The 24,114-nt window shown below is 53.6% G+C and carries 25 protein-coding genes, 1 tRNA gene and 1 riboswitch; of the genes, 10 read left to right on the top strand and 16 right to left on the bottom strand.

The window, feature by feature from the left end:
• Positions 1 to 193 precede the first annotated feature (193 nt).
• From COO92_RS19590 to COO92_RS19570, 5 genes are all read right to left on the bottom strand, one after another.
• Positions 194 to 487, bottom strand: coding sequence for an ETC complex I subunit (locus tag COO92_RS19590; RefSeq protein WP_101304644.1), 294 nt, complete (start codon positions 485 to 487; stop codon positions 194 to 196).
• 146 nt (positions 488 to 633) lie between these two features.
• Positions 634 to 710: transfer RNA gene (locus COO92_RS19585), tRNA-Pro, on the bottom strand.
• Between the two features lie 147 nt (positions 711 to 857).
• On the bottom strand, positions 858 to 1,304 hold the full coding sequence (locus COO92_RS19580) for a DUF192 domain-containing protein (RefSeq protein ID WP_101304643.1): 447 nt from the start codon (positions 1,302 to 1,304) through the stop codon (positions 858 to 860).
• Positions 1,301 to 2,449: an acetoin utilization protein AcuC gene (locus tag COO92_RS19575; RefSeq protein WP_338063626.1), complete on the bottom strand. Its 1,149-nt coding sequence runs from the start codon at positions 2,447 to 2,449 to the stop codon at positions 1,301 to 1,303. Before COO92_RS19575 ends, COO92_RS19580 begins: the two co-directional genes overlap by 4 nt.
• Positions 2,450 to 2,538: 89 nt before the next feature.
• Positions 2,539 to 3,135, bottom strand: a complete 597-nt coding sequence (locus COO92_RS19570; protein ID WP_101304642.1) for a GNAT family N-acetyltransferase — start codon at positions 3,133 to 3,135, stop codon at positions 2,539 to 2,541.
• A gap of 226 nt (positions 3,136 to 3,361) precedes the next feature.
• A riboswitch (TPP riboswitch) is annotated at positions 3,362 to 3,473 on the top strand.
• On the opposite strand from COO92_RS19570, the gene COO92_RS19565 reads away from it, so the two are divergent.
• The 5 genes from COO92_RS19565 to COO92_RS19545 all read left to right on the top strand — a co-directional run bounded on the left by COO92_RS19565 (position 3,464) and on the right by COO92_RS19545 (position 8,332).
• Positions 3,464 to 4,261 carry an ABC transporter ATP-binding protein gene (locus tag COO92_RS19565; protein ID WP_101304641.1) on the top strand — a complete coding sequence of 266 codons (798 nt, stop codon included), beginning with the start codon at positions 3,464 to 3,466 and terminating at the stop codon, positions 4,259 to 4,261. It overlaps the preceding riboswitch by 10 nt.
• Positions 4,258 to 5,058 (top strand): ABC transporter permease, encoded by an 801-nt coding sequence (locus tag COO92_RS19560; protein ID WP_101304640.1) that lies wholly within the window; start codon positions 4,258 to 4,260, stop codon positions 5,056 to 5,058. The genes COO92_RS19565 and COO92_RS19560 overlap by 4 nt, the downstream gene beginning before the upstream one ends.
• Positions 5,059 to 5,141: 83 nt before the next feature.
• On the top strand, positions 5,142 to 6,107 hold the full coding sequence (locus tag COO92_RS19555; protein WP_101304639.1) for an ABC transporter substrate-binding protein: 966 nt from the start codon (positions 5,142 to 5,144) through the stop codon (positions 6,105 to 6,107).
• A 230-nt stretch (positions 6,108 to 6,337) separates the two neighbouring features.
• Positions 6,338 to 7,390: an MBL fold metallo-hydrolase gene (locus COO92_RS19550; RefSeq protein ID WP_101304638.1), complete on the top strand. Its 1,053-nt coding sequence runs from the start codon at positions 6,338 to 6,340 to the stop codon at positions 7,388 to 7,390.
• A 90-nt stretch (positions 7,391 to 7,480) separates the two neighbouring features.
• Entirely contained in the window at positions 7,481 to 8,332 is an 852-nt protein-coding gene (locus COO92_RS19545) for an EamA family transporter (protein ID WP_101304637.1), read from the top strand.
• Positions 8,333 to 8,341: 9 nt separating this feature from the next.
• Here the strand turns inward: COO92_RS19545 and COO92_RS19540 are convergent, their stop codons facing one another.
• From COO92_RS19540 to COO92_RS19530, 3 genes are all read right to left on the bottom strand, one after another.
• Positions 8,342 to 9,697, bottom strand: a complete 1,356-nt coding sequence (locus tag COO92_RS19540; RefSeq protein ID WP_101304636.1) for a flavin monoamine oxidase family protein — start codon at positions 9,695 to 9,697, stop codon at positions 8,342 to 8,344.
• Positions 9,697 to 10,221 carry a hypothetical protein gene (locus COO92_RS19535; RefSeq protein ID WP_101304635.1) on the bottom strand — a complete coding sequence of 175 codons (525 nt, stop codon included), beginning with the start codon at positions 10,219 to 10,221 and terminating at the stop codon, positions 9,697 to 9,699. The genes COO92_RS19540 and COO92_RS19535 overlap by 1 nt, the downstream gene beginning before the upstream one ends.
• A gap of 181 nt (positions 10,222 to 10,402) precedes the next feature.
• The gene (locus tag COO92_RS19530) at positions 10,403 to 11,716 is read right to left on the bottom strand and encodes an NAD(P)/FAD-dependent oxidoreductase (protein WP_101304634.1); all 1,314 of its coding nucleotides are present in this window, start codon (positions 11,714 to 11,716) and stop codon (positions 10,403 to 10,405) included.
• A gap of 102 nt (positions 11,717 to 11,818) precedes the next feature.
• Between COO92_RS19530 and COO92_RS19525 the strand changes: the two genes are divergently transcribed.
• Both COO92_RS19525 and COO92_RS19520 read left to right on the top strand, forming a co-directional pair.
• The gene (locus COO92_RS19525; protein ID WP_165792408.1) at positions 11,819 to 12,973 is read left to right on the top strand and encodes a trans-sulfuration enzyme family protein; all 1,155 of its coding nucleotides are present in this window, start codon (positions 11,819 to 11,821) and stop codon (positions 12,971 to 12,973) included.
• Positions 12,974 to 13,004: 31 nt separating this feature from the next.
• Complete coding sequence (locus COO92_RS19520) at positions 13,005 to 14,093, top strand: ChaN family lipoprotein (protein ID WP_240626528.1); 1,089 nt, start codon at positions 13,005 to 13,007, stop codon at positions 14,091 to 14,093.
• A gap of 52 nt (positions 14,094 to 14,145) precedes the next feature.
• On the opposite strand, the gene COO92_RS19515 is transcribed toward COO92_RS19520, so the two are convergent.
• The 5 genes from COO92_RS19515 to COO92_RS19495 form a co-directional block, all read right to left on the bottom strand.
• Positions 14,146 to 14,688 carry a Panacea domain-containing protein gene (locus COO92_RS19515; protein WP_101304633.1) on the bottom strand — a complete coding sequence of 181 codons (543 nt, stop codon included), beginning with the start codon at positions 14,686 to 14,688 and terminating at the stop codon, positions 14,146 to 14,148.
• 125 nt (positions 14,689 to 14,813) lie between these two features.
• Positions 14,814 to 15,260, bottom strand: coding sequence for a hypothetical protein (locus COO92_RS19510; RefSeq protein WP_101304632.1), 447 nt, complete (start codon positions 15,258 to 15,260; stop codon positions 14,814 to 14,816).
• A gap of 116 nt (positions 15,261 to 15,376) precedes the next feature.
• On the bottom strand, positions 15,377 to 15,904 hold the full coding sequence (locus COO92_RS19505) for an adenine phosphoribosyltransferase (protein ID WP_022730527.1): 528 nt from the start codon (positions 15,902 to 15,904) through the stop codon (positions 15,377 to 15,379).
• 167 nt (positions 15,905 to 16,071) lie between these two features.
• Positions 16,072 to 16,296, bottom strand: coding sequence for a hypothetical protein (locus COO92_RS19500; RefSeq protein WP_022730526.1), 225 nt, complete (start codon positions 16,294 to 16,296; stop codon positions 16,072 to 16,074).
• 330 nt (positions 16,297 to 16,626) lie between these two features.
• Positions 16,627 to 16,893 carry a hypothetical protein gene (locus COO92_RS19495; protein WP_022730525.1) on the bottom strand — a complete coding sequence of 89 codons (267 nt, stop codon included), beginning with the start codon at positions 16,891 to 16,893 and terminating at the stop codon, positions 16,627 to 16,629.
• Between the two features lie 254 nt (positions 16,894 to 17,147).
• Between COO92_RS19495 and COO92_RS19490 the strand changes: the two genes are divergently transcribed.
• From COO92_RS19490 to COO92_RS19480, 3 genes are all read left to right on the top strand, one after another.
• The gene (locus COO92_RS19490; protein ID WP_101304631.1) at positions 17,148 to 18,860 is read left to right on the top strand and encodes a methyl-accepting chemotaxis protein; all 1,713 of its coding nucleotides are present in this window, start codon (positions 17,148 to 17,150) and stop codon (positions 18,858 to 18,860) included.
• Between the two features lie 368 nt (positions 18,861 to 19,228).
• Positions 19,229 to 20,023, top strand: coding sequence for a motility protein A (locus COO92_RS19485; RefSeq protein WP_101304630.1), 795 nt, complete (start codon positions 19,229 to 19,231; stop codon positions 20,021 to 20,023).
• Between the two features lie 11 nt (positions 20,024 to 20,034).
• Positions 20,035 to 20,727, top strand: a complete 693-nt coding sequence (locus COO92_RS19480; protein ID WP_101304629.1) for an OmpA/MotB family protein — start codon at positions 20,035 to 20,037, stop codon at positions 20,725 to 20,727.
• Positions 20,728 to 20,819: 92 nt separating this feature from the next.
• Here the strand turns inward: COO92_RS19480 and COO92_RS19475 are convergent, their stop codons facing one another.
• From COO92_RS19475 to COO92_RS19465, 3 genes are all read right to left on the bottom strand, one after another.
• Positions 20,820 to 21,644 (bottom strand): MBL fold metallo-hydrolase, encoded by an 825-nt coding sequence (locus tag COO92_RS19475; protein WP_101304628.1) that lies wholly within the window; start codon positions 21,642 to 21,644, stop codon positions 20,820 to 20,822.
• An 88-nt stretch (positions 21,645 to 21,732) separates the two neighbouring features.
• Positions 21,733 to 22,479 carry an SAM hydrolase/SAM-dependent halogenase family protein gene (locus COO92_RS19470; protein ID WP_101304627.1) on the bottom strand — a complete coding sequence of 249 codons (747 nt, stop codon included), beginning with the start codon at positions 22,477 to 22,479 and terminating at the stop codon, positions 21,733 to 21,735.
• 151 nt (positions 22,480 to 22,630) lie between these two features.
• Positions 22,631 to 24,037, bottom strand: coding sequence for an SPOR domain-containing protein (locus tag COO92_RS19465; protein WP_101304626.1), 1,407 nt, complete (start codon positions 24,035 to 24,037; stop codon positions 22,631 to 22,633).
• Between the last annotated feature and the right edge of the window lie 77 nt (positions 24,038 to 24,114).

Genomic DNA, 24,114 nt, shown 5'->3' with positions numbered 1-24,114 from the left:
TTGCTCTATCCAGTTGAGCTAAGGGACCGCGGTGTGGGGTGGTTGTTGCCCCGGATGGTATTTGAGGGCATGGCATTGGGCGCCTGCCCGTCATTCATTTCAGGGTTTAACGTCCCCTGTCAGACGAAACGGGGCGGAAATCCGCCCCGGTGAATGGTCTTTGACGGTCCGTTATCCAGAAGCCCGCCCGCAATCAGACGACGCGTTTAAACGCGAAGTTATCGGCATAGGCTTTGATCTGGATTTTACGGCGCTTGGGCTGTTCGACATCAGCGATCAGCTTGTGCTTGGCGGCGAAAGCCTGCGCTTCTTCAAGCGTTTCGAAATACATTTTGACCTGACCGCGGGTATCGGTAGAACCGATCCATCCCATCAGCTGATCCGCGACTTTTTTCGCACCCGGTTCAAATTCCATAACCCAGTGCTTGGTCGCAGCCTGACCGGACTGCATGGCGTTCTTGGCAGGTTTGTAAACACGGACCTTCATCGGGACCCTCGTCTTGACCGTCAGGATAAGATGGAGATGGCAGTTAAACGGGTTTCTGTACCCCCTGCTATCACCCCATCTTTTACACCTTTTGCTGCCAATTGGAAATCCCATTGGAACTTCATAAAACAACAAAAGGGGAAAAGTGGTCGGGAAGGCGAGATTCGAACTCGCGACCCCCTGCTCCCAAAGCAGGTACGCTACCAGGCTGCGCTACTCCCCGAACGAGGGAGGGTTTAGCACCACACTTTGATGTGGGCAAGCCCGTATTATCGTTTTTATCGTAAAAACGTACAAAAAACCAAAGCCCGCAGATATCCTCTGCGGGCTTGCTATTGCTGATTGATATATGTCGTCCGAAATCCGGTCTTTAGCGCGGCAGGCCTTCGACCTTCTCGCCGACTTCAAATCCCATCCGGTCGGATGCCCCACCATTCAGCTCCAGCACAAAGCGCACCGGCTTTGGGCCCAGAATGATGGCTTCCGACTGTGGCACGGTGCGTTTTTCAATACCGACAATCGTGCCCTTGGCATCAATGAACAGCATATCGAGCGAGATGAATGTATTTTTCATCCACATCGAAATATCCGCCGCCCGGCCAAAATCAAACAACATGCCTGCGTTATCGGCCATTTCGGTACGATACATCAATCCACGCGATCGCTCATCGGGTGTGATGGCCATTTCCACATTGAAAACTTCGCCATCCACCAAAATGCGGGATCGTTCAAATCCGGTTGCCTTTGCATTCAGTCCGGCAACAACTGCTGCACTGACAAAGCACACAACCAAGACCATTTGAAAAAGCGACTTCATACCCCATACCCTCTTAGTCTTCTAACACGCTCACGGGTGTCCTCCCGGATCGTGCCACCCCGCCACGGATCGCAAAGTGTCGTAAACATCGTGTCGTCGGGCTGTCTTCCACGGCTATGCGTCCATTTTATGACACGCAGGATATTTTCCACTGTGATGGGTAGCACAGCGGGTATTTCGATCCCGTTAATGGTCGCCCACACCCCGGACCAACAGCGCGCCACCCCATACGGACTATATCCTCCGCCGCCAAGGACAAGGCTCCGTGGCGCCAATTTGGTCATCGTGCCAACGACTTCCCAGATCGACTGATTGCCCAACAGCTGCTTTGACAGAGGATCTTCTGCTAATGTATCACACCCACATTGTAAAACAATGGCTTGTGGTGCAAAACTTAATGCAAGAGGAATCAAATATTCATACAGGACATAGCGCATCTCATCATCGTTCATCCCAGCAGGCATCGGAAGGTTACGCGCCATGCCCCCGGCGATGTCATCAATCGCCCCGGTTTTGGGCCACAGGTCTTCCTGATGCATGGAAACCGTGAGAACCCGGTCATCTTCGGCAAAGGCGATCTGCACTCCGTCGCCATGATGGGCATCAATATCGACATACAACACACGATCCAACCCCGAATCGAGCAAAGCATAAATCCCCAGAACCGGATCATTGAAGTAACAAAACCCCGATGCCCGGTCGCGCAATCCATGATGTGTCCCCCCGGCAGGATGATGGACAATGCCCCCTTTCGCGATCATTTTGGCGGCAAGGATCGATGATCCGGCCGCAGTCGCCGGACGCCGGAAAATTTCCGGGTAAATAGGATTGCCGTTTTTGCCCAATCCGAATTTAACCATCATGTCTTCGGGAAGAATCTGATCGCGTTCGGCCTGCATCACCGCACGCACATAATCAGGATCATGAAACCGGGTGAGTTGTTCGGCTGTTGCCACCGGCCCGGTGACATAGCTGCTGCCGTCGACCCAGCCCAGCGCATGCACCATGTCAACAACCAACGACACCCGCGGGATCGCCAATGGATGTTTTGGGCCATAACTCGATCCACGATAAATCTCGGCGGCAATCATGCGCGGCGATGTATCCGGTGTGCGGTAATCAGGTAAGTTTTCAGGAAGCGTCACGGTGGGTTCAGTCAGCCAGGCAGTGTCAGAAGCCCCTAGCATTGCCTGCACATATCGCTCTGCACAAGGACTGTTTAATCAAACGTCCGCTATTTGACATCCCGATGCATGGTGGTTGCTGCCCTGAAACCAAACAGATACCGCAACAGCCCGATATCCTGTGTCCCGGTTGCGCGAAAACCGCATCGTTCATAAAGCGCACGTGCACGCGGATTGATATCAATCACATCAAGACGAACCTGTGATAGCCCGCGTTCCCGCGCCGTGTCGGCCACCGCGGCCAAAAGTGCCGTTCCAACCCCCTGCCCACGTGCAATCGGATCGACAAAAATACCATCCATCAAAAGCGTATTCGCCGCCAGATCGCGTTCAAGCAGATCAAGCAACAGCCCGCGCCACAATCCACCCCACGCACCATACACCGAACAGATATCGGACAAACCACCCCCGACGAAGGCGCCTGCCGTGGTTTTAAATCCGGCGACGCCCAGTAACCCGCCATCCTCACCAATCGCACTGATGGCATGGCTCGACGCCATCACCTGTTTTAAAAACGCCAATGCCTTGTCTTCGGGGTTCATCACATGGGCAAGCTTTTGACGGAACGCTTCCCAGAACAGGGCACAGGCCGCCTCGCGATGTTTATCGGCAATGCCGGGCTGAAGGGTAAATCCCTGATGCTGCATTTTTCTGTTCCACGCGCCTTTCCAACCACACCCAAACAAAAATAGACAACCCGTCTGAAATAACAACCACAGGCTGGGACCCAGCTCACCTTTTCAAATCATCAGACCAATGCATCAACACCCCAAACACAGGGGGAAAACCAAAATTTCACGCCGTGACATGCTAGGGCCCATTGCGATCAATTGTTACAAAACTTGACGCGGGTAAAATGTCTGCGCATAGTCCCGTCATCTCCGGGGGGGCCGATCGTAAATCGGCTGAGAGGTTTGGTGTTGCCAAACGACCCTTTGAACCTGAACCGGTTAAGACCGGCGTAGGAAGGATCGTATGACCGACACAGACATACCGCCACATTCGGCACCCAATCCAACCCAGTTCGATATTGACCTGCGTTCTGCCCGCGTGGCATTTGGCGGCGTTGATATTTTCCATGACCTTGATCTTGGTTTGCCTGCAGGCAGTTTCACCTGCTTGCTTGGGCCAAGTGGTGTGGGCAAAAGCACACTTTTGCGCTTTCTCGCCGATCTGGTCGAAGGCGATGTTAGCGGTAACATCACCTGTTCGGACGGCGTTCCACTTAAGGGGCGCATTGCCTATATGGCGCAGCAGGACTTGCTGTTGCCATGGCGGACGGTGCGCGAAAATGTTGAACTTGGTGCATCCCTTCGCGGGCAACGCCCTGATCATGACAAGGCCGACCGCCTGATTGCCGAGGTCGGGCTGAGCAACGCCGCCCATCTGCGGCCCGCCGAGTTATCGGGCGGCATGAAACAACGCGCCGCCCTTGCCCGCACCCTGATGGAAGACCGTCCGGTTGTTTTGATGGACGAGCCGTTTTCCGCCCTTGATCCGGTCAACCGGTTACGATTGCAAGAACTCGCCGCACGGGTATTGCGCGGCAAAACCGTCCTTCTGGTCACCCATGATCCGCTAGAAGCGCTTCGCCTTGGCGACTTTGTCCATGTTTTGCGCGGAAGCCCGGCCCGCCTGCAAGATGCCATCACCCCGGCTGGTCATAGCCCGCGCGACATCACCGATGCCGATATCTTGCGCCAACAGGCCCAATTGCTGCGCCAACTGGGCACCAATGAAACCGCAGCAGCAGTGCCGGAGAATGCCCAATGAGCACCCCGGTAAAGCGCACCCCACTGTCTGAACGGCGTCTTTTGAAAATTGCCCGCCCGATCATCATCATTGTTGCGCTGATTGCGACATGGCAGTTGACCGTGACCCTGACCGGGGCGCCAAAATATATGCTGCCGACCCCGGTTGATGTCTGGCACACCCTGATCACCCGCTATGCGGTGTTGTTTGATCACGCGCGATATACCATCGCCGAAACCGTGATTGGCCTGTTTGCCGGGGCGACCCTTGGCGCGCTGGCGGCCATTCCGATGGCGCTGTTTACCCCCGTCCGGTTCTGGTTGATGCCGATCTTGCTGGTGTCCCAAGCCATTCCGTTTTTTGCCTTGGCTCCGCTTTTGGTCCTTTGGCTAGGATTTGGCTTGGCATCCAAGATCGCCATGGCTGCGCTTATTATTTTCTTCCCGGTCACCGTCGCCTTCTTTGATGGCTTGGCCCGCACCGAACCCGGCTGGCTTGATCTGGCGCGCACCATGGGCGCCAGCCGGTGGCGGCTTTTGACCCATATTCGTTTGCCGGCCGCCCTGCCCGCATTTGCATCGGGCTTTCGCGTTGCCACCGCCGTAGCCCCGATTGGGGCGGTGATTGGCGAATGGGTCGGATCAAGTCACGGACTGGGATATTTAATGCTGCACGCCAATGCGCGGGTTCAGATTGATATGGTTTTTGCCTGTCTTTTGATCCTGTGCGCCTTTTCGATCACGCAATATTTCATTGTGGATCGCGTGTTGCGTGCCGCCCTGCCCTGGCAACCCGACAGCCTGACGCCGGTTCGATAAACCCCATCCGTCGTGACTGAAAATGGCCGCGACAGCAAAACTCATACAAATACGTAATGGCCCATCACAACAGAGGTTCATCCATGTCACGCCTGAAATCCATGATCAAAGCTGCCACCATTGGCGCAACATTAAGTGCCGCCGTTCTGGGTTCATCCAGCCCGGCCTTTGCGGCGGACAAACTGACCATCCTTCTTGACTGGTTCGTCAATCCCGACCATGCGCCACTAATTGTTGCCAAGGAAAAGGGCTTCTTTGCCAAGCATGATCTTGATGTTGAATTGATCGAGCCAAGTGATCCATCCGCCCCGCCGCGCCTTGTTGCGGCCGGTCAGGGCGATGTTGCCGTTAATTATCAGCCACAGCTTCATGTGCAGGCCGCCCAAGGATTGCCGCTAACCCGGATCGGGACGCTGGTCGCGACCCCGCTTAACAGCCTGATTGTCCTCAAAGACGGCCCGATCAAGGAAATCGCCGATCTTAAGGGCAAGAAAATCGGCTATTCGCTGGCCGGGTTTGAGGATGCGTTGCTCGGCACCATGCTGGGCAATCACGGGGTTTCGATGGATGATGTTGAGTTGATCAATGTGAACTTCTCGCTATCCCCGTCGCTGTATTCCGGGCAGGTCGATGCGATCATTGGCGGCTATCGCAATTTTGAACTGAACCAGATGGAAATTGAAGGCAAGCCGGGCAAGGCATTCTTTGTCGAAGAAGAAGGTGTGCCGCCCTATGACGAGCTGATCCTGACCGTGCGCAATGACAAAACCGATGACCCGCGCTTTGCCCGGATGCTGGCGGCCCTGGAAGAAGGCGTTCAGTACCTGATCAACCATCCCGATGACAGTTGGGATGCCTTTGTTGCCGCCTATCCCAACCTTGATGATGAGCTGAATATCAAGGCATGGGCCGATACACTACCGCGCTTTGCGCTGCGCCCGGCCGCCCTTGATAAAGCGCGCTATGCCTGCTTTGCCGATTACATGGTCAAACAGGGCCTGATTACCGATGCCCCGGCCCTTGAAACCTATGCCACTGTTATTGAGTGATTATCGCCTAACCAAACAGCCCCCCCTGCTTTCGCATTGCTTGTCCCGGTGAATGCGGAGGCACCCCGAAAGGCCGGAACAACTGGACCGTTCCGGCCTTTCTTTGTTTTCCCATGGGCGACACCAACCGTTGAAACCTTGCATCGCATCATCAGACGGTTACCTTATGGTCACCCCATAAAGTGCGAGATCTACAGCAAGCCGTATCAACTCATTGTCAGGACAGCCAAGTGCAAAGCAAAACCAAGCCTGCGCACCACACCGAAACCGGATTTGAAAACCGCCATGCGCTGCCCGATCCGGTAAAACGGTCGTTCTGGCGGTTTTTGAAACGGCGTTATTTTGGTGATGACGAATGGCCCAAAGCCAAACATCAGCACGGCAAAACCCCGGTCGAGGCCCCTGATCATGACGCCATCCAAAATCCTGATCCGACGCGTTTGCAGGTGACATGGATCGGCCATGCCACGGTTCTGGTGCAATATGACGGATTGAATATCCTGACCGATCCGGTTTTTTCCAACCGCGCATCCCCGTTCAAGCGTGTCGGACCAAAACGCTATAGCCAGCCGGGCCTGACGATCGATCAGTTACCCAAGCTTGATCTGGTGTTGCTGTCACACAATCATTACGACCACTTCGATCTTGATAGTTTGGCCAAACTTGGCAACACACCGCGCTATGTCCTGCCGCTTAAAAACGGCATCTTGCTGGAAAAGGCCGGAGTTACGTCTGATCGCTATGATGAACTTGATTGGGATCAGCAACTTTCCCACTCCGGCGTGACGGTCACCCATGTTCCGTCCAACCATTGGTCGAGCCGCACGACCAAGGACCGCAAGGAAATGCTGTGGGGTGGTTACATTCTTGAATTTGCCGATGGCTACCGGTTTTATTTCGTCGGCGACACCGGCTGGAACGAGGCGCTTTTTACCGAGTTGGGGGCACAATATGGCGGTATTGACTTTGGCCTGATCCCGATTGGGGCCTATGACCCGCGTGACTTCATGCGCAATGCGCACTGCAACCCCGAAGAAGCCGTTTCGATCATGCAAGTGATGGGCGTTAAGCAAGCACTTGCCATTCATTGGGGCACGTTTGTCTTGACCGCCGAACCGGTTGATGAACCGCCCGTGCGACTGGCGTCTGCCTGCACAGATGCGGGCATTGGACATGGTGACTTTATTGCCCCGCCGATTGGTGCAACCCGGTTCTTTGACGGTAAATCCGCCGCCCCACAGACAACATCGCAAAAGGTCGAGCCCACAGCGTCCCCGGCATAGCAGCCCCCATCAGATCGGTTTAGTGGTTATTCCGTCCCCGTGCTAAGCATCAGTGATACGTCACAAAACCGTAACACTGGTTGCTTTGCCATGAGCTTGACCGTCTTTCTTGCCGTTATGGGTGCTGCCCTGATGCATGCCGTCTGGAATGCATTGGTCAAGGGTGGCCCGGACAAACTGATGAACATGACCGCGATTGTGCTGGGTCATATTCCAATTGTTCTGATCCTGTTTCCCTTTGTGGACGTTCCCGCACGCGAAAGCTGGCCCTATCTTATTGGCTCGATCGGGCTTCATATCGGCTATCAGCTGTTTTTGATTTTGGCTTATCGCCTTGGTGATCTTAGTCAGGTGTATCCGATTGCGCGCGGCTCCTCACCCCTGATCGTGGCTGCGGTATCGGTTCTTGTGCTCGGTGTGACGCTTCAGGTCAGTGAATGGCTGGCGATTGTTGTCATCGGCTTGGGGATTTTAAGTATGTGCATCGTGCGTCAGGCTGATGGCATGCGCAACCGCAATGCCGCCCTTGCCGCCATTGTAACGGGCTGCTTTATCAGCAGTTATTCGCTGGTCGATGGCACAGGGGCAAGGCTGGCCGGAAGTGCACTTGACTATTATGCTTATCAGACCGTCGGTGACGTTTTGATCTTTGGCCTAATCGCCACGGTTATGCGGCCGCGCATCATTGTTGATATCGCCAAGCGCGGCAAAAGGATCTTCTTTGTTGGCGGCACGGCATCCTTTGTCGCCTATGCCACGGTGATGTGGGCCTTTACGCAAGCACCAATCCCGCTGGTGGTCGCCTTACGCGAAACCGGGATTGTCTTTGCCCTTTTTATCGGCGTGTTTTTCATGGGCGAGAAACTCAATCTTGTGAAAGTTTCCTCCACCATGATGACGCTGGGCGGCGCGATTATCCTGCGTCTGTCCAAAAGCCTTTAATCAGTTTTATCAGCCAAGTGCGGTGTGGATACGGGTTGCCACCAAGTTACCAGTTTCCATCGCACCGGCAACTTGCCCGTACCAACGCGTTGATGCTGCCTCACCTGCGTAGTAAATCCGCCCATGGATGAAGTCCTGCAACGCTTGGCGGCTTTGCCATATTCCGGGGTGTGTCGTCGAATAGGCCCCACCGATAAGAGCATCATCGCACCAGTCAAGGACATAGGCTGTGACCGCGTCAGGTGGATTATAGTGATCGTCGTCGCCATTGTTCAGTCGATTAACCGCACCAAGCAAAACGTTTGCGGCAAGTTGATGATTGGCTGACATCACGCGCGCAGTATCGCCAAATGCGTGCATATAGACCTGTGTGCCCGTCCCATTCTGGGTGATGATAAAATTGCTATACCCAGTTTCAAACGTAACCGTGACTTTCTTGCCCGGTGCCGGATGCGCAACATTGGCCAAGCCGGTCATTGCCATTTTAAGGTAACAGCCAAGCGGATTGGCGCGGAATGGGGCTACGTTCTGAAGAGATAAATCGGCAATAACAAGGTCGTTTTGCCCTGTCTGTTCTGCGCCGGACTTCACCCTGTCAGTTGGAACCGTGACAAGCACCGCGTCATAAAGTTCTGGGTCTTTGTTGAGGGCTTCGACCTTTACCTTGTTGTCGTCGGTATTTTCGATCCTATTGACCTTAACGTTTAAGACAACATTCTGCGCAATCCCTGCGGCCGTCGCCCATTTCACAACCCGGTATCCAAGTGTCTGATCAATCGCATAATCACCGCCTTCGGCATTGGCATTTTCCTGCACTGATCGGACGTGGTTATGAATAGATCCCCATGGCGGGTTGACCTCAACCGCATCGGAAATGACCTGCCAATTAGCAAATTGTTGCTGACGGAACGTTACGTCATCAGGCGTAACTTGCCCCAATCGCATGTCCACATTCCCAAAATAATCGTCGTTTTGCGTACCGTTGAAATTATTACTGACGGCATCAATATTGTTTTCAACTGTTGTGGTTTGTGCTGTTGGTTCTACTGCATCATCAGGCAATGGCGTAACCGCATCATTCTCGTCAAATGGCAAAATAAAAGTTCCGACATTGAAGTCCGCATCGACCGGCTGTTGGTCTATATCAGGATCGACGTGGGCAAAGAGCCACGCGGCAGCATCGGTTGTTGCCTCAATCGCCTCTGCACCCCAATCAAAGGCATTACCGCCAACCATTGTACTATATGTCCGCCCTCCAAGGATCGGGGCTGCTTCATAGATTGTCACATCATGCCCTGTTTCCTTTAATTGGATACCTGCACTTAATCCGGCAACACCAGCCCCGATGATCAAAACTTTTGCCATTAACCTGCCCTCGTAAGCGGCTTTAGGGTGACTTTCGTCTGCGACTGCTTAAGCGTTCCAAGCTCCGCCATGATTGCCTTGCGATAGTCCCCAGCAGCACTTTTGGATGGAGATGGAGATGGAGATGGAGACTGGAGCTTGATAAGTGCATCCACCGTATTCAGGCTTGTCAGGGTTTTCTTCAACAGAACAGAGAATGCCGTACTGACCTCTGTTGAGACTTTTTTCGATGTATTGAGCTGTCCTGTCTTGGCACTCATTTTCGCTTCACTGATATGAAGCTGTCCCAGTCCCGGCGAAATCGCAGCGATGGATTTTTCAATGCTACCCGCCATCGGTGACGTCATGCTCTTTGCCACAAGGACCGCATTCAGTTCCTTTTCCAGGACCATAGCGGTCGTCACCACATCATCGCCTGGCTTTACGTCACTTAAGTCCCGACGCGCCAGAATGGTTTTGCTGACATCGTCAACATTTTGCAATGCAGCCTGAATACTGTTTTGAAGATCGGGATCAAGTGCCATTGCCTGCCTCATTCATGCTTCATCGGGCAGGACCACGGAGCGACCTGCACCTGAATGACGAAAGCAGCAACCGTCTGTGAAAAGACCGGCAACACCCAAAGGCGATGCCGGCCTTAGCCGAAGTATCCTGGGCGGACATAATTGATCAGCTTGCAGGTTGTCTTATTCCAAAGCTCAATTATCAAACCCGCGAGCGTGGCCGCCGAACCGATCCGTCTTCAAACCGTGAAAGTTCCATCCCGGCCAGTGTGATCGATGGTTGTCCGGTGGTGATCCAGTCTGCCAGTACCTTACCCACCACCGGCCCCATGGCAAATCCATGGCCGGAGAAGCCGGTTGCGACAAAGAAATGCTTGGGATTGTCGAACTGATCAATCACCGGCACGGCGTCGGGAGTAACATCAATATCACCGGCCCATGTGTCGACGATGCCGACCTGTTTGATCTGCGGGAAAACCTTTTGCAGGTTGGCCATTGCATTGCTGACCCGCACTTTATAAGGCTCGGCCTGATTGGTGCGCCGTCCGATGGTTGGTTGTTTCGAGGCGTCCGATCCCGGCATGCGATCAACCAGATCGTCAAAGAACCGTTTATTGAGGTGAAACTTGAACGTCGCCCAATTATCAAACAGTCCCGGCGCAAAATCGCGCGCGAATTTAAACCGGCCCAAAGTCAGATCAATATCGGTCATGAATTCATCGGCGATATTCATCGACCCGTCGGTGCGTTGACGGAATGCAAGGCCCGCCGCCAAGGTTCCAGCAGCCGAAATATCGGGTACCGGGGTGGTGCGAATAACTGTCCCGCGCGTAGTTTGCTGGGGCAAACGACGGCCCAGTTTGGCAACGAATTTATGGGTGGCGGCCCCGGCGGCACAGATCACGTATTTGCATTTGATCTCGCCACGTTCAGACACAACCGAACTGATGGCACCACCTTGGGTTTCAATCGAAAGGGCGCCGCATCCCTCGGCGATGACGGCCCCCAGTTCAGATGCCCGTTTGGCAATGGCGGGTGCGGCTTTTTTCGGCTCGGCCTGTCCATCGGACGGGGTATAAATCCCACCCACCCCCGGTGTTGTGATGCCCGGCGTGATTTTCGCGATCCCTTTGGCATCAAGAACCTGTGTCTCAACACCAAATCCCTTGGTGTCTTCGATCCATTGTTCGTACTCGGCCATTTCAGAACCATCACGCGCAACAAAAAGAACCCCGCCCTGCCGCCATTCCAGATCGGCATTCAATTCCTTTTCCAGCCCCTGCCAGATGCGGTTACAGGCCATCATCAATGGCATTTCAACCGGATCACGCCCTTGTTGGCGGACAAACCCCCATGCCCGCCCGGACTGGTGCGATGCAATCGTGTCCTTTTCCAGAAGAACAACCTTCATACCCGCCTTAGTCAGGTAATAGGCACTTGATGCGCCATGAATACCGCCGCCGATCACAACGACGTCACATTCTTTGGGTAAGTCAATTTCAGGGTACTGCGTCATGTGGGGCCTTTTAATCGGGTTTCAGATGGTTTTCGGTTTGGTGTGTGGCGCGAACCAAGTTATGTTGCGCGCCAACAAATCTCAACAAAATCAGGTGCCACCATGTCTGATCAGACAAAAAAACAGTCTCCTGCCACCATCACAGCACAGGCGCTGGGCTGGGTAGATGACGCCACTAAATCTGTCACCCCACCGCTGTATCCGTCGACCACCTTCGAACGGAATACGGACCTGAGTTACCATGACGGGCGGTGCTATACCCGTGCCGACAACCCAACATATGATCAGACAAGTGCGGTTTTAAACGCACTTGAAGGTGGCACTGAAACCCGCCTGTTTGCATCGGGCATGGCAGCCGCCGTTGCAGTATTGCACGCACTTAATCCCGGTGATCATGTTGTTGCCCCCAAGGTCATGTATTGGGCACTGCGCAGCTTTATGCTCGACAGTGGTGTGCGTACTGGACTGACATTTGATTTTGTCGATAACGGCGACACCGCCGATTGGGCCAGGCACATTGTCGCTGGCAAAACCAAAATGGTCTGGCTTGAAACCCCGGCAAATCCAGACTGGCAGATCACCGATATCGCCGCCGTTGCCGAGGTTGCCCATGCGGCTGGCGCGCAGGTCGTGGTTGATAACACGGTGGCCACCCCGCTTTTGACCCGCCCGATTGATTTTGGCGCGGATATCGTCATGCATTCGGCGACCAAATATCTGAACGGTCATAGCGACGTTTTGGCCGGAAGCCTGACCACCGCCAAGGACAGCGAATTCTGGCAACGTGTGTGTAAGCAACACGCATCAGGTGGTGCGGTTCTGGGCGTATTTGAAACGTGGTTGTTGCTGCGCGGCATGCGCACCCTTTCGATCCGGGTCGAACGGGCCTCGGCCAATGCCATGGCGATTGCCAAACATTTTGAAAACCATCCGGAAATCGAACAGATCCAGTATCCCGGCCTTGAAAGCCACATCGGCCATGACATCGCGAAAAAGCAGATGACTGGTGGCTTTGGCGGCATGTTGTCAATCCGGGTAAAGGGCGGCGGCAAACGGGCTGTTGATTTCCACAACCAGTGCAAACTGTTCAAACGCGCCACATCGCTTGGCGGGGTTGAAAGCCTGATTGAACACCGCGCATCTGTCGAAGGCCCAACCAGTCCGGTACCTGATGATCTGTTGCGGCTGTCGGTTGGCATCGAAAACGGCGATGACCTTGTTAACGACATCGAAACAGCTCTGACCTTAAGCAAATAAGCCTTATTGTTCCATCATCGGGGATCTGCCTGTGACGCCATTGCGACTGACAACACCAGCATACAAATTGATATCCTTATGCGGCCCAATTGCCGCACGCCGATTGGGCGTTGTCACTGGAATTGTAACCACCGCAATTTTGCTTAGTCCGACGGTAAAAGCCGATGAAGCCCTTGCGAATGATCCGGCCAAAACAAACGATGTTAGCGCTAACATAGCGGTTACCGATGTCAGCCCGCTTCCCCCGGCACCGGGTTTGATTTTTGATGTTCGGGCCGGGGAATATATCATGCTCGGCGAACTGGTCCGGCGCATTGGCGACGCCAAATATGTCCTGATCGGGGAAAAGCATGACAACCCGATCCACCATCACCATCAGGCTGAACTGATTGATGCGCTGAGCAAATCGGGCAATCGCCATCGTGCGGTCGTTTGGGAAATGTTCACCCGTGATCAGCAGGCTTCCCTTGACCAAAACTGGCACGATTTGACTGTGGCGGATCTCGGTCTGGCCATGACGTGGGAAGATCGCGGCTGGCCATCCTGGCAGGATTACGCCCCGATTGCGCAAGCCGCACGCAACAATGATCTGGCAATGGTGGCGGGCAACCTGCCGGATGATATTTTGCGACCAATGATTGCCGATGGTGTTTCGGCCCTGCCAGATAATTTGGCAAAGGATCTTTCGCTTCCTGATATTCCCGCAGACATTCAGGTTCTGCTTGATCAGGAAATCGCCGAGGGACATTGCGACACGTTGCCAAAATCAATGCTTCCTGCCTTTTCAACCGTGCAATTTGCCCGCGATGCATCGCTTGCGCGTGCGATGTATGATGCAGCGAACAGTGACACCACAGATGGCGCCTATCTGATTGCCGGTGCAATGCATGTCCGCCGTGGCATCGCCGCCCCATGGCATCTACGCCGGTTTGATACGAACCTGACCGATCAGGATATCGCAGTTGTCAGCCTTATCGAGGCCGATGACCCAAGTGACGATCCCAGCAACATTGAAGATTACGCACTACGGTTTGGGCCGTCTGATGCGATTGATTTCATGTGGTTTACCAATGATATTGTGCGCGGAAATCCGTGCGATGACCTTAAAATGGGTCAGTAACGCACAAGATCGAGTTCCCCTCGTCCCGTAGGTTTTAGGACCATCTCACCGACTATTTCAGACGGCGCGGCAACCAGTCCGTTGTCGCGACCGGCTTGCCCTTGTGCGACTGCATGACACGCGGGCGCACGACTTCCTTGGCTTCTGGTGTGGTTGCAGATTTGCGAACCGACGCATAGAAATCGACCAGTTCCTGATAGGGGATGATGGTCCCTGTACCCGCCTTGTAGGCCTTGGTATAGGGCGGATGGTTACAGACCGTCATGCTGAGATGTTCGACCGTGTGGTGGCCAAATTGTGCCCAGATGCTTTCGATGAAATGCGATGTTTTCGGATCAACCGGTTTAAGCCGCACATCGGGGCGGCATTCTTCCATCACGGCATAAAGGTTTGGTTCAACCGGACCGAACTCCTCGGCGACAAAGATGGCGGGCATCAGCATGTTGCCGTGGTAATTCGCCCCGTAATAGGCTTGCGCCAGATACAAAAGCCGGTGCAGCTTTTGCGGCTGCAGATATTCGTTATCATTCAGCGCATGATCGATAAGCCTGAATGCTGCTTCGAAAACCGTATTGAGAACCGGCTTGTTCTTCATGCTGCGTCCGATGGTCTGACTAAGAATTAACGATGGGCAATCATACGGCCTATGGCAGACACCAACAAGCACCCACCAGCCCATTTTTCGAAATTTTGAATGATGATTGTTTTGCCAAACAGCGATCAGACAGACGTATCAAGATGCGTCCCGCGATAGCCCGCACCATGTACCACCGCATTCACCACGGCGTAAAAAGACGTGCCGCTGTTTGACGACAGATCGAACGGAATGCTGGGATCAAGCAGGCTTGCGAAATCAATGTCGCCCTGCGGTTCAATCGCGCCGTCCTTGTCACTGGAACGGCGTGCGGCCGACATGCCGCGTTGTTCTGTGCGTTGGTCTTTTTGCTCGCTAGAATGCCCCTGCCCCGATTGGCGTTTGTTTTTGCCATCGACATAGGCATTGAACAAAATGCCGTCATCGTCGGGGTTATATCCGAAATGCTGAGAAGATTCTTCGACCTGACTGTTGCGGTCAACTGTTGCCACACCGCGCGCGCCAGCAGCCATCAGTCGCCCGTACTGACTGACTTGCGTAACGGCCTGCGGTGTATTTACAGCAACAACCATTTTCCAATCCCTGCCGGCAACCGGCAACGCATTAAACTTTATTCAACTGTAACATTATACCCGAAAACGGTGAGAAACGGCAGAAAAATCGACAAAACGGCCTAATGAGGCCTGTTTTAATCGCCTTCGAATTCAACCAGATGGAATTCATCGACACCACGGTCGCGGATTTTCTGCGCGCCGCCAAGATCGGGCAAATCAATGATAAAGGCGCAACCGGCAACATCACCACCGGCCTTTTCAACCAGATCAATCGCACCCAGAGCCGTCCCACCGGTGGCAATCAGATCATCCATGATCAAAACGCGCTGGCCGGGCTTGATGGAATCCTTATGGATTTCAATCACATCCGAACCATATTCCAGATCATATTCGACACTGATGGTTTCAGCGGGCAGCTTGCCCTTTTTACGCACCGTGACAAACCCGATGCCAAGCGCAACGGCAACTGCCGGACCAATGACAAAGCCACGGGCTTCGATCCCGGCAATCACGTCGATGTTTTTATCCTGATATTCGGCGGCGAAACCGTCGATCACATCACGCAATCCGTCCGCATCGGAAAACAGCGTCGTGATATCGCGGAACATAATTCCCTTTTTCGGATAATCGGGAATGGTACGGATCAACGACTTAATCGACATGGGAAACTCCGCTTAGCAATCAGGCATAAAACGCTTTTTGAGATAAACGACGAACATTGTCGCAGCTTACCCTGCATAAGCATCACTTGATGCCTCAAACCGATTGCCTTGGCAAGGTCGATCACCCTGCCCGCTACTGAATCCGGTCGTTTATGTTTGCCACGTGATCAGGCTGCGTGGGCAATTGCCGTGCGCGGTACAGATGCGTTGGGTCGCGTGACAAAATCATTGGCAAGTTTCTTGCTGATTTCAGCCCGTATACCACGCGAAAGGCCGGTTTCGGCGGCTTGCCGATTGCCCCATACCGCGCGGTAAAGGCGATAGTCATGGTCATTGATCTGACCGAATACTTTTTCGACTTCCATCAGAGTTTGGACATAACTCTTTTTCATGTCAGCCATCCTGTTGCTCGTGCCGTTTCACGAGATATTTCGCGAAACAATGACGGGGCGTTGATGCCGCGTCCTTAGAGCAGCGATATAATCGGTGTTTGGCGGTCTCTCAACGTCAGGACGGTGACAACATCGGGAATATTTTGTGACACCCCGCCTTAATCGCAAAAGCCGCAGCTTTTCGGGCAATGCCGACTATAATATTTCCGTCATTTATCAACCGTTGCGAAACCAAAAACGCCTGTCTTCTCAAACGGAAAACAGGCGCTTCAAACTCTCGCGATATGTTTGGTTTCAGCCGCGCTCACGCATGCCTGACAGGTTTGGCTTTCAGTTCAACTTTTTGGCGGCCTCTGCCTGCTTGGCTTCCTGATCAATCTGCTTTTGCAACGCCTCGCCATATTCGCCGTAAATCCGGCCTTCAAGGGACAGCTCAAGGAACCGGATGTAATCGCGCTCATCTGAAATCTTGGCGCGCGCCACGGCAATCACGTCAAACGGACTGGCAGCATCAAGATCGTATTTCCGGATCAAACCCACCATTTCAGCGGTGATTTGATCGAGTTTTTTGCGCGTATCGCTATATGAAAGCGTCATCAAACAGTCCTGTCTTTCGAATGTATCTCTTGGCGTGGTTATGCCTGTTGATCGTAAAGCTGACAAGCCCCAGCCCGGCCTTTCCTGATCAATGCGCCGATTACCCTGTCTCGTCCCAACGACTTTAACTTGTCTTGACGCACATCAAAGCACGCAGCCCGCGTTCAGACGATGTTCGGTCCAACCATGAACCACAGGAAATCCGCGCGGGGCATCCGCATGGGTTGTCCGTTACCGCCACCCGGGGAAGAAATATGCGCATTCTGTCTGCCTTCAATGCCATGGGCATCCGCAAACGTTTTATGTGGGCGTCTGCGTTCGGTGTGACAACAACTGTGGTCATCGCGCTTTTGATGATGACCATCGTCGAAGAACGCGCCATGGATGCCAAGCTTGATCAACTTAGCCAGAATGAACTGACATCGCTTCATGCCCTGATCGTCAATGTTATGGCGGCCCGCCCCGATGATGTTGATGATATTGGTATTAACGTTTTCAACAACTGGTTTGACAGCCGCAACCAAGATTACCCCGGCGAACTTTGGTCCGCATGGGGGCCAACAACGGTCGCCTATATGCAGGAATATGGTGACAAGCCGATCAAAGCCCCACGGGACGCCATTGATATCGAGGCCATCCAAACCGGTAAAACCATCGGTCGCTATACCGATGATGGGACCTATCGCAAATCCATGCCGATTGTTCTGGGTGTGACCAAGGGGGCGGACCGCGAAGTTTGTTTTAGCTGCCATGGTGCGATGGACGCGCAAAAAGGCGATGTGATCGCAGTCCTGTCGTCCAGCCTGTCTGTGGCCCCGGAACAGGCCAAAACTAACCGCATCCTGATCGGCATCTTGATCGGCGGAATCGCGATTGCGATTGCCACCATCATCGGCATGCGCGTTTTGCTGTCACGTATCGTCACCGGCCCATTGTCCAACCTTGGCACCGATATGACCGCCCTTGCCAATGGCAATACAGACTTTGAAATCAATGCCCTGGCCCGCCGCGATGAAATCGGGCGCATGGCGCAATCGGTTGATGTGTTTCGCACCAACGCCATTGCCAAAAAGCAGATGGAGGCCGAACAACACGCCGCATTCCAACGCCGCGAAGAACGCATGGGCAAGCTCGAACACCATATTGAGAATTTTGATAGTCTGATCGCCAAAATCATCGATGCGGTATCGCATTCAGCAGGTGAAATGCAAACAACGGCGCGTGGTTTGGTGCAGGCCGCCGACCTCGCCAGCAAAAGTGCAACAACCGTCGCCGCCGCGTCCGAAGAAGCCACCGTTAATGTGCGCACTGTATCGAACGCTGCCGATCATTTATCCGCATCAATTTCCGAAATAGGTCAACAGGCTCAGCAATCCAGCCGCGTTGCGCAGGAAGCATCGCGCGAAGCCGAACAATCATCTGCCACAGTTGCGGGGCTGTCGGATGCGGCCAACCGCATTGGTGAAATTGTCGAGTTGATCAGTGACATTGCCGGTCAGACGAACCTTCTTGCCCTGAATGCGACCATTGAGGCCGCGCGTGCTGGCGAAGCTGGCAAGGGGTTCGCAGTTGTCGCCGCTGAGGTCAAAAACCTTGCCAATCAAACCGCGCGGGCGACCGATGACATCTCCGCCCAGATCGCTGCCATTCAGGAAGAAACTGGTAAAACGGTGACCTCTATCAGCGATATCGCCAGTGTGATCACGCGGATTACCGATATGACCAACACCATTTCGGATGCGGTTCAGCAACAGTCCGAAGCAACCGACGAAATTGCACAAAATGTAGAACAGGCGGCCATCGGCACACAGGAGGTCAGCTCCAACATCGAACGTGTTAGTGGCACCGTATCGGAAACCGATCAGGCTGCCCATCTTGTCTTGGCCGTTGCCGACGAACTTGGTGGACTGTCGGTTGATCTGCGCACCGAGGTCGACAAGTTCCTTAGCGACATTCGGGCGTCATAGAGCATTCACAAACCTTGATTAGATAACCTGAAGCCAAAGAAACCTTGTATTTTCCCATCGGCGGGCAAAAATAAAGGGATCGATTTGCGAGCAGATGGGACGCCTCCACTGATCTAAACGTCACGCGATACCTGATCAAACACCTTAAAGGGAGGGACGATCACCGAACAGCTTACTCAATACCCTGAGAACCCCTGCTCCCCTTAGACACCTGATCCTTCAAATCAGGCAATATCTCGCCCCAAGTTTTACCGAATGGCATCCATTGAAACAGCGATGCTAGCGCAAAAGATTTAGACTGTTTATAAAGACTGAAGTCATCGGTTGGGGAATTCCGATGCGTACTTTCTGGGGGAATGAGAGCAACCATGTCGTTTACGACAATTTTGGGCATCATGGTCGGGCTTGGGCTGTTTATCGGATCGATTTTTATTTCGACCGATAACTACCTTGTATTTGTTAGCCTTTCGAGCGCATTGATGGTTATCGGCGGCACACTCGCCGCGACATTTATTGCCTATGAAGCACGCTATGTACTGCTTGCCTTAAAACTGATTTTTAAGATTTTTCGCGCCCCTCAGATGGGCCGTGGGCAACTGACCGGCGAAGTCGGCCGTGTTGTCAAATGGGGATATCTTCTGCAAAAAAAGGGCATCAACGCGCTTGAGCAAGAAGCCGAGCGCGTTGGCAAGGACGAACCTTTTCTTGGCTGGGCAATGGAAGTGGTCATTACCGGCTACGACGGCGATGAAACCGCCGATATGCTCCATAACGCAATTGAAAATGCGTTTAGCCGTAATCTGGTCCCGGTCTCTATCCTTAAAAGCATGGCAGCAGCAGCACCGGCTTTTGGCATGATCGGCACACTGGTGGGTCTTGTCATAATGCTTGATAAAATGGCCGATGATCCGACGTCGCTGGGGGCTGGTTTGGCAATTGCCTTGATCACAACGCTCTATGGCATTGTTGCGGCCCGGTTTTTCTTTATGCCCGCTGCCAGTAAAATTCAGCAGCGCGAAGAAATCATGCGGTTTCGCAATTACCTGATTGCCGAAGGTCTGATCATGCTGGCGGATCGCAAAGGCCCACGCGCCATTCAGGACAAAATGAACTCATTCCTTGATCCTGCGATCCACTTCAACATCGATAAATCTGCGAAATAGGGAATATCGCCATGGCACGCCGCAAACCAGGCATGCAGCGCACCGAGGAAGAAGAGATCAAGGAGGATTGGCTAGTAACCTATGCCGACGCCATTACCCTTTTGATGGCCTTTTTCGTCATGCTGGTCAGCTTTTCCAAAGTCGAAATCCCGATCTTTGAAAAAGTGCAGGCCGGGATTGCCGAACAAATCGGCAAGCGTGAGGTTATCCGCCCGACCGAGGTGCTTGAAACCGATCTGAAAGACGTCGTTTTCAATATGGCGATGGACAGTGATGTCAAGGTGTCCACCGACGATGAAGGCATCCTGATGGAGCTTGGCAGTGGCGCGTTCTTCCAGCCTGGATCGGCCAACCTGACCCGTGATGCGGTCGTGTTCCTCAAAGACACAGGCGACCTGTTAAAGCAGCCGCGCTATTTGGGTTTTCAGATTGAAGTCACCGGCCATACCGACGACAGCCCCATCAACACGGCGCGATTCCCGTCAAATTGGGAACTGGCCGCAGGTCGGGCCATTGCCGTTGTGCGATTTTTGCATGCACTTGGAGTTGATCCCAATCAGAAACGCATGCGCGCGATTTCCTATGGCGACACCAAGCCAAAGCTACCCAACCGCGACGATTTCGGCAACCCGATCGAGGAAAACCGCGAGGCAAATCGCCGCATTGAAATTCGCATCTTCCCGAAATATTCCCGCGTTTTCTAAACACCAAATGCACCAAAGAGTGACCTGACGTTTCATCACGGCAATCACCACATCACGATACGTTACCGTGTCAGAAAACCGGGAAAATTCGCCTATTCGATCCTAAGAACCATTTCATCACGCGCGGCAAAGGAATCCGCCCAGGTTGATCTGGCTTTTTGTTCGATCACGGTCATGGCAGCATCATTATGGTCCGGGTCATGATGGAACAGGGCCAATCGTTTGGCATTGGCCGCCCGGCACAACCGAATACCTTCCTGCCATGTGGAATGCCCCCAACCGACCTTGGCGGGGAATTCTTCGTCGGTATATGTGCTGTCGTAAATCACCAGATCGGCATTTTGAATAAAGTCCAGAATGGCCTGATCGGGTGTATCGGGATCATGTTCGGTATCGGTGACATAGCACACCGAATTACCATCATATTCAACGCGGTAAGCCGTCGCCCCATTCGGGTGGCGCAAGGGTGCCGTTTTCACAACAATGCCTTCGCCCGGATGCAATTGATCACCAACATTGAAATCCTCAAACGTCAGTTTGGATCGCATGGTCGACAAGGGCACAGGAAATGTCGGGTCTGCCATCTGGGCTGAAAACACCCGTTCCACCCCACCCTGATTGGTTAAATGCCCTGCCATCACCTTAAACGACGCATCCGGGTTATAGGCCGGTACAAAGAACGGAAAACCGTTGATGTGATCCCAGTGGGTATGGGTCAAATAGATTGTAGCGTGGGTGATCTTGCGACGGATCATGTCCTTGCCAAGGTTGCGAATGCCGGTTCCGGCATCAAATATCAGAACCTGATTGCCAATCCGCATTTCAAGGCAACTGGTGTTGCCGCCATATACAACATGGTCCGGTGACGGGCACGCAATGCTTCCACGCACCCCCCAAAATTTGACCTCAATCGTCATTCAACGGACCCCGGCTGACTTCTGTTCGCATGATGCGAACCAATGATGAAATACCCTTGAAAGATATCACTTTTCCCAGACAAACCAATCACAGATTGTTGTCATCAAGGCGATGTTTTGCAACCGCCGTTCCGATCACAGCATCAAACTGCTGATCGGCACGGCCGCAATTAACCGCGATTTCACACAGACCGATTGAGTTGCGATAGTGAAATCCTTCTCCCAAGTTCACGTCTGAAAATGTGCGCGCCCCCGAGACAACCTGATTGTTGAGCACCAGTTGATCTGACATTTTTTGCGCCAGTAGTCCGGTCATCAGGTTGCCATATGCATCGACATAGATCACTTCCGCCAGCTCATCAGGCCAGCCTTGCGCCGTAATATTTCGATCTTTGGCCGCCATTGGGTGTGTTTCAAACGACGTATTGGTCGCAATCATCGCCGCGACTGGCGCAAAAATATCACGGCCATGGAAACTGGCCGACGGGTCATCTGGCATCCAGTCAATCGTGCGCATGGAAACGTCTTTGCCGCGACGCATGATGATTTCAAACAGCCCATTGTCCGGCCCGACAAATGACACCCCATCACTTTGCACAACCACCCCTTTTCGCGCACTGCCAACGCCGGGATCAACCACCGCCAGCACCACATCACCGGGTTTGAATTCGCAACAAAGGGCTGCCAGAAGATAACTCGCTGCCTTGGGATTACGATCAGGCGCATCCACCATCAAATCGCACATTGGTACTTTGGGTGCCATACGCATCACGACCGACCGCATGGTGCCGCTATAGGGTCCGTTAATGCCAAAATCGCTAAAGATAAAAATCATCACTTTGCACCGTTTTGGGGACAACTTGCTGATAGTCTTGCACAAACAATAACGTCGGCGGGCTACAAGATCACGAAGGATCAACCCACCGGCGTTATATTGAGTATCTTAGGCTTAAGGCCGTATATCCCAAAACCCTGCTGTGACAGCGTTACTTAACTTCGCAGAACTGACCGCGACGTTTAAGGTCAGCACACAACGATTTTGCAGCACTGTCACTAAGCCCCGTCGCCATCAGGCGATAATATGTGCCTTTGCCGGAAATTTCGGCGCGTGTCACACCATGCTGCAAGGATGCCAGTTCACCATAACGCCCCTTAAGAACTTGCCACCCTCGCTCGGCCTGCTGTTCATTGCGGTACGATGCAAGATGGGCGGAACGCCCGCCACTTGCCATCGGTGCGGTGTCTGGGGCCATTGCGTCAGCATCGCCGGGCTGAACCGCGCGGCTTTCGCCCGTGGCGACACGGCGTACCGGCTCACCGGAGTTCACGCGCATAACATTTGCCTGAGCTGGCTCGATAATCGCAGCCTCGATGGCGTCGCGTTCCCGTTTGAACTCATCGGCGGTCACAAGCTTCATCTGCGACAGGTCTTCGATCCGGGCAATCTGGCGGGCCGCATCCATCAAGCCTTGTGGTGCGGGTGCGGGTGTTGCACGCTGGCGTGGTTGGGCGGGCAACAAGGCATCCAGAATGGCGGTGCGTTCTGCAACATGTTCCTGAACCGTGATCGCACCGATTTGCAAGGCGCGGTTCAGCTGGTTCAACCGTTGTTCGACCTGCGACCCGTCTGGTGGCGGGCTATCAAGAAAGGCTGACGGCACCTGTTGGCTCATTGGCAACAAGGCGCCAAGGTTTGCGGAGCGCCGTGCGGAATATTCTTCGGGTGTGATCAGGCCGGTTGATTGCAGATCGCGCAAAATCCCGAACCGTTTTGCAATGGCTTCATCGCCCGCCGAAAGTGCAGCACCTGCCGGGATGTTCGCCGTCCGTGTCGCGGTCATGCCCGATTTTGCCTGTGGCATGCCATTACCCATGCCAGCCGGTGTATCCATGCCACTGTTCACATTGGACAACCCCGACGGCCCGGTGACAATTTGATCATTAATGCTAAGCGATCCGGGCAATCCGCGCTGCAAACGCATCAGGTTGAATTCGGCCGCATCGCGCAATGGGCGCGGCTGAGTACCGCTTGCCGTACTCATTAAAACGGTGCCGGGCGGGTTCATGGCGACCAATGTGTCATAGCCATCCTTCGCGCGGTCCGGTCGATTGGTATTTTGATAAAGAACCGACCGCCACAGCATCGCGTGACCGTCTTGCGGATTTTTGCGCAATGCCTCGTCAAACAACTTCTCGGCCGAGGCATAGTCGCCACTGGCAAGTTGCTGCAGACCAAGTGCAGTATAATTTTCATCTGCAAACGATGTTGCTTCGTCCCAGAAGTCCTGATCTAGCAGCGGCGCACAGGCCGACACCCATGAAACCATGCCGATTACAGCAAGCCCCTTGCTGATTTTCAGCCAGTTTGCGGTCCGCTTTGCGGATACCTGCATGGCGCCAATCCCCTATAATCTAAAGACAATTCGTAAAACCATACTGCATTCCCACCCGACAATTGGCAAAAAATTAG

This window comes from Thalassospira lohafexi (genome assembly GCF_002844275.1).
Lineage (GTDB): Bacteria > Pseudomonadota > Alphaproteobacteria > Rhodospirillales > Thalassospiraceae > Thalassospira > Thalassospira lohafexi.
The sequence above is the reverse complement of the archived record's forward strand: the minus strand, read 5'-3'. Positions and strand labels throughout refer to the sequence as shown.

Coding starts and splice junctions, on each gene's coding strand:
- COO92_RS19590 (WP_101304644.1), bottom strand. CDS start 487: ATGAAGGTCCGTGTTTACAAACCTGCCAAGAACGCCATGCAGTCCGGT.
- COO92_RS19580 (WP_101304643.1), bottom strand. CDS start 1,304: ATGAAGTCGCTTTTTCAAATGGTCTTGGTTGTGTGCTTTGTCAGTGCA.
- COO92_RS19570 (WP_101304642.1), bottom strand. CDS start 3,135: ATGCAGCATCAGGGATTTACCCTTCAGCCCGGCATTGCCGATAAACAT.
- COO92_RS19565 (WP_101304641.1), top strand. CDS start 3,464: ATGACCGACACAGACATACCGCCACATTCGGCACCCAATCCAACCCAG.
- COO92_RS19560 (WP_101304640.1), top strand. CDS start 4,258: ATGAGCACCCCGGTAAAGCGCACCCCACTGTCTGAACGGCGTCTTTTG.
- COO92_RS19555 (WP_101304639.1), top strand. CDS start 5,142: ATGTCACGCCTGAAATCCATGATCAAAGCTGCCACCATTGGCGCAACA.
- COO92_RS19545 (WP_101304637.1), top strand. CDS start 7,481: ATGAGCTTGACCGTCTTTCTTGCCGTTATGGGTGCTGCCCTGATGCAT.
- COO92_RS19540 (WP_101304636.1), bottom strand. CDS start 9,697: ATGGCAAAAGTTTTGATCATCGGGGCTGGTGTTGCCGGATTAAGTGCA.
- COO92_RS19535 (WP_101304635.1), bottom strand. CDS start 10,221: ATGGCACTTGATCCCGATCTTCAAAACAGTATTCAGGCTGCATTGCAA.
- COO92_RS19530 (WP_101304634.1), bottom strand. CDS start 11,716: ATGACGCAGTACCCTGAAATTGACTTACCCAAAGAATGTGACGTCGTT.
- COO92_RS19525 (WP_165792408.1), top strand. CDS start 11,819: ATGTCTGATCAGACAAAAAAACAGTCTCCTGCCACCATCACAGCACAG.
- COO92_RS19515 (WP_101304633.1), bottom strand. CDS start 14,688: ATGAAGAACAAGCCGGTTCTCAATACGGTTTTCGAAGCAGCATTCAGG.
- COO92_RS19510 (WP_101304632.1), bottom strand. CDS start 15,260: ATGGTTGTTGCTGTAAATACACCGCAGGCCGTTACGCAAGTCAGTCAG.
- COO92_RS19505 (WP_022730527.1), bottom strand. CDS start 15,904: ATGTCGATTAAGTCGTTGATCCGTACCATTCCCGATTATCCGAAAAAG.
- COO92_RS19500 (WP_022730526.1), bottom strand. CDS start 16,296: ATGAAAAAGAGTTATGTCCAAACTCTGATGGAAGTCGAAAAAGTATTC.
- COO92_RS19495 (WP_022730525.1), bottom strand. CDS start 16,893: ATGACGCTTTCATATAGCGATACGCGCAAAAAACTCGATCAAATCACC.
- COO92_RS19490 (WP_101304631.1), top strand. CDS start 17,148: ATGCGCATTCTGTCTGCCTTCAATGCCATGGGCATCCGCAAACGTTTT.
- COO92_RS19485 (WP_101304630.1), top strand. CDS start 19,229: ATGTCGTTTACGACAATTTTGGGCATCATGGTCGGGCTTGGGCTGTTT.
- COO92_RS19480 (WP_101304629.1), top strand. CDS start 20,035: ATGGCACGCCGCAAACCAGGCATGCAGCGCACCGAGGAAGAAGAGATC.
- COO92_RS19475 (WP_101304628.1), bottom strand. CDS start 21,644: ATGACGATTGAGGTCAAATTTTGGGGGGTGCGTGGAAGCATTGCGTGC.
- COO92_RS19470 (WP_101304627.1), bottom strand. CDS start 22,479: ATGATTTTTATCTTTAGCGATTTTGGCATTAACGGACCCTATAGCGGC.
- COO92_RS19465 (WP_101304626.1), bottom strand. CDS start 24,037: ATGCAGGTATCCGCAAAGCGGACCGCAAACTGGCTGAAAATCAGCAAG.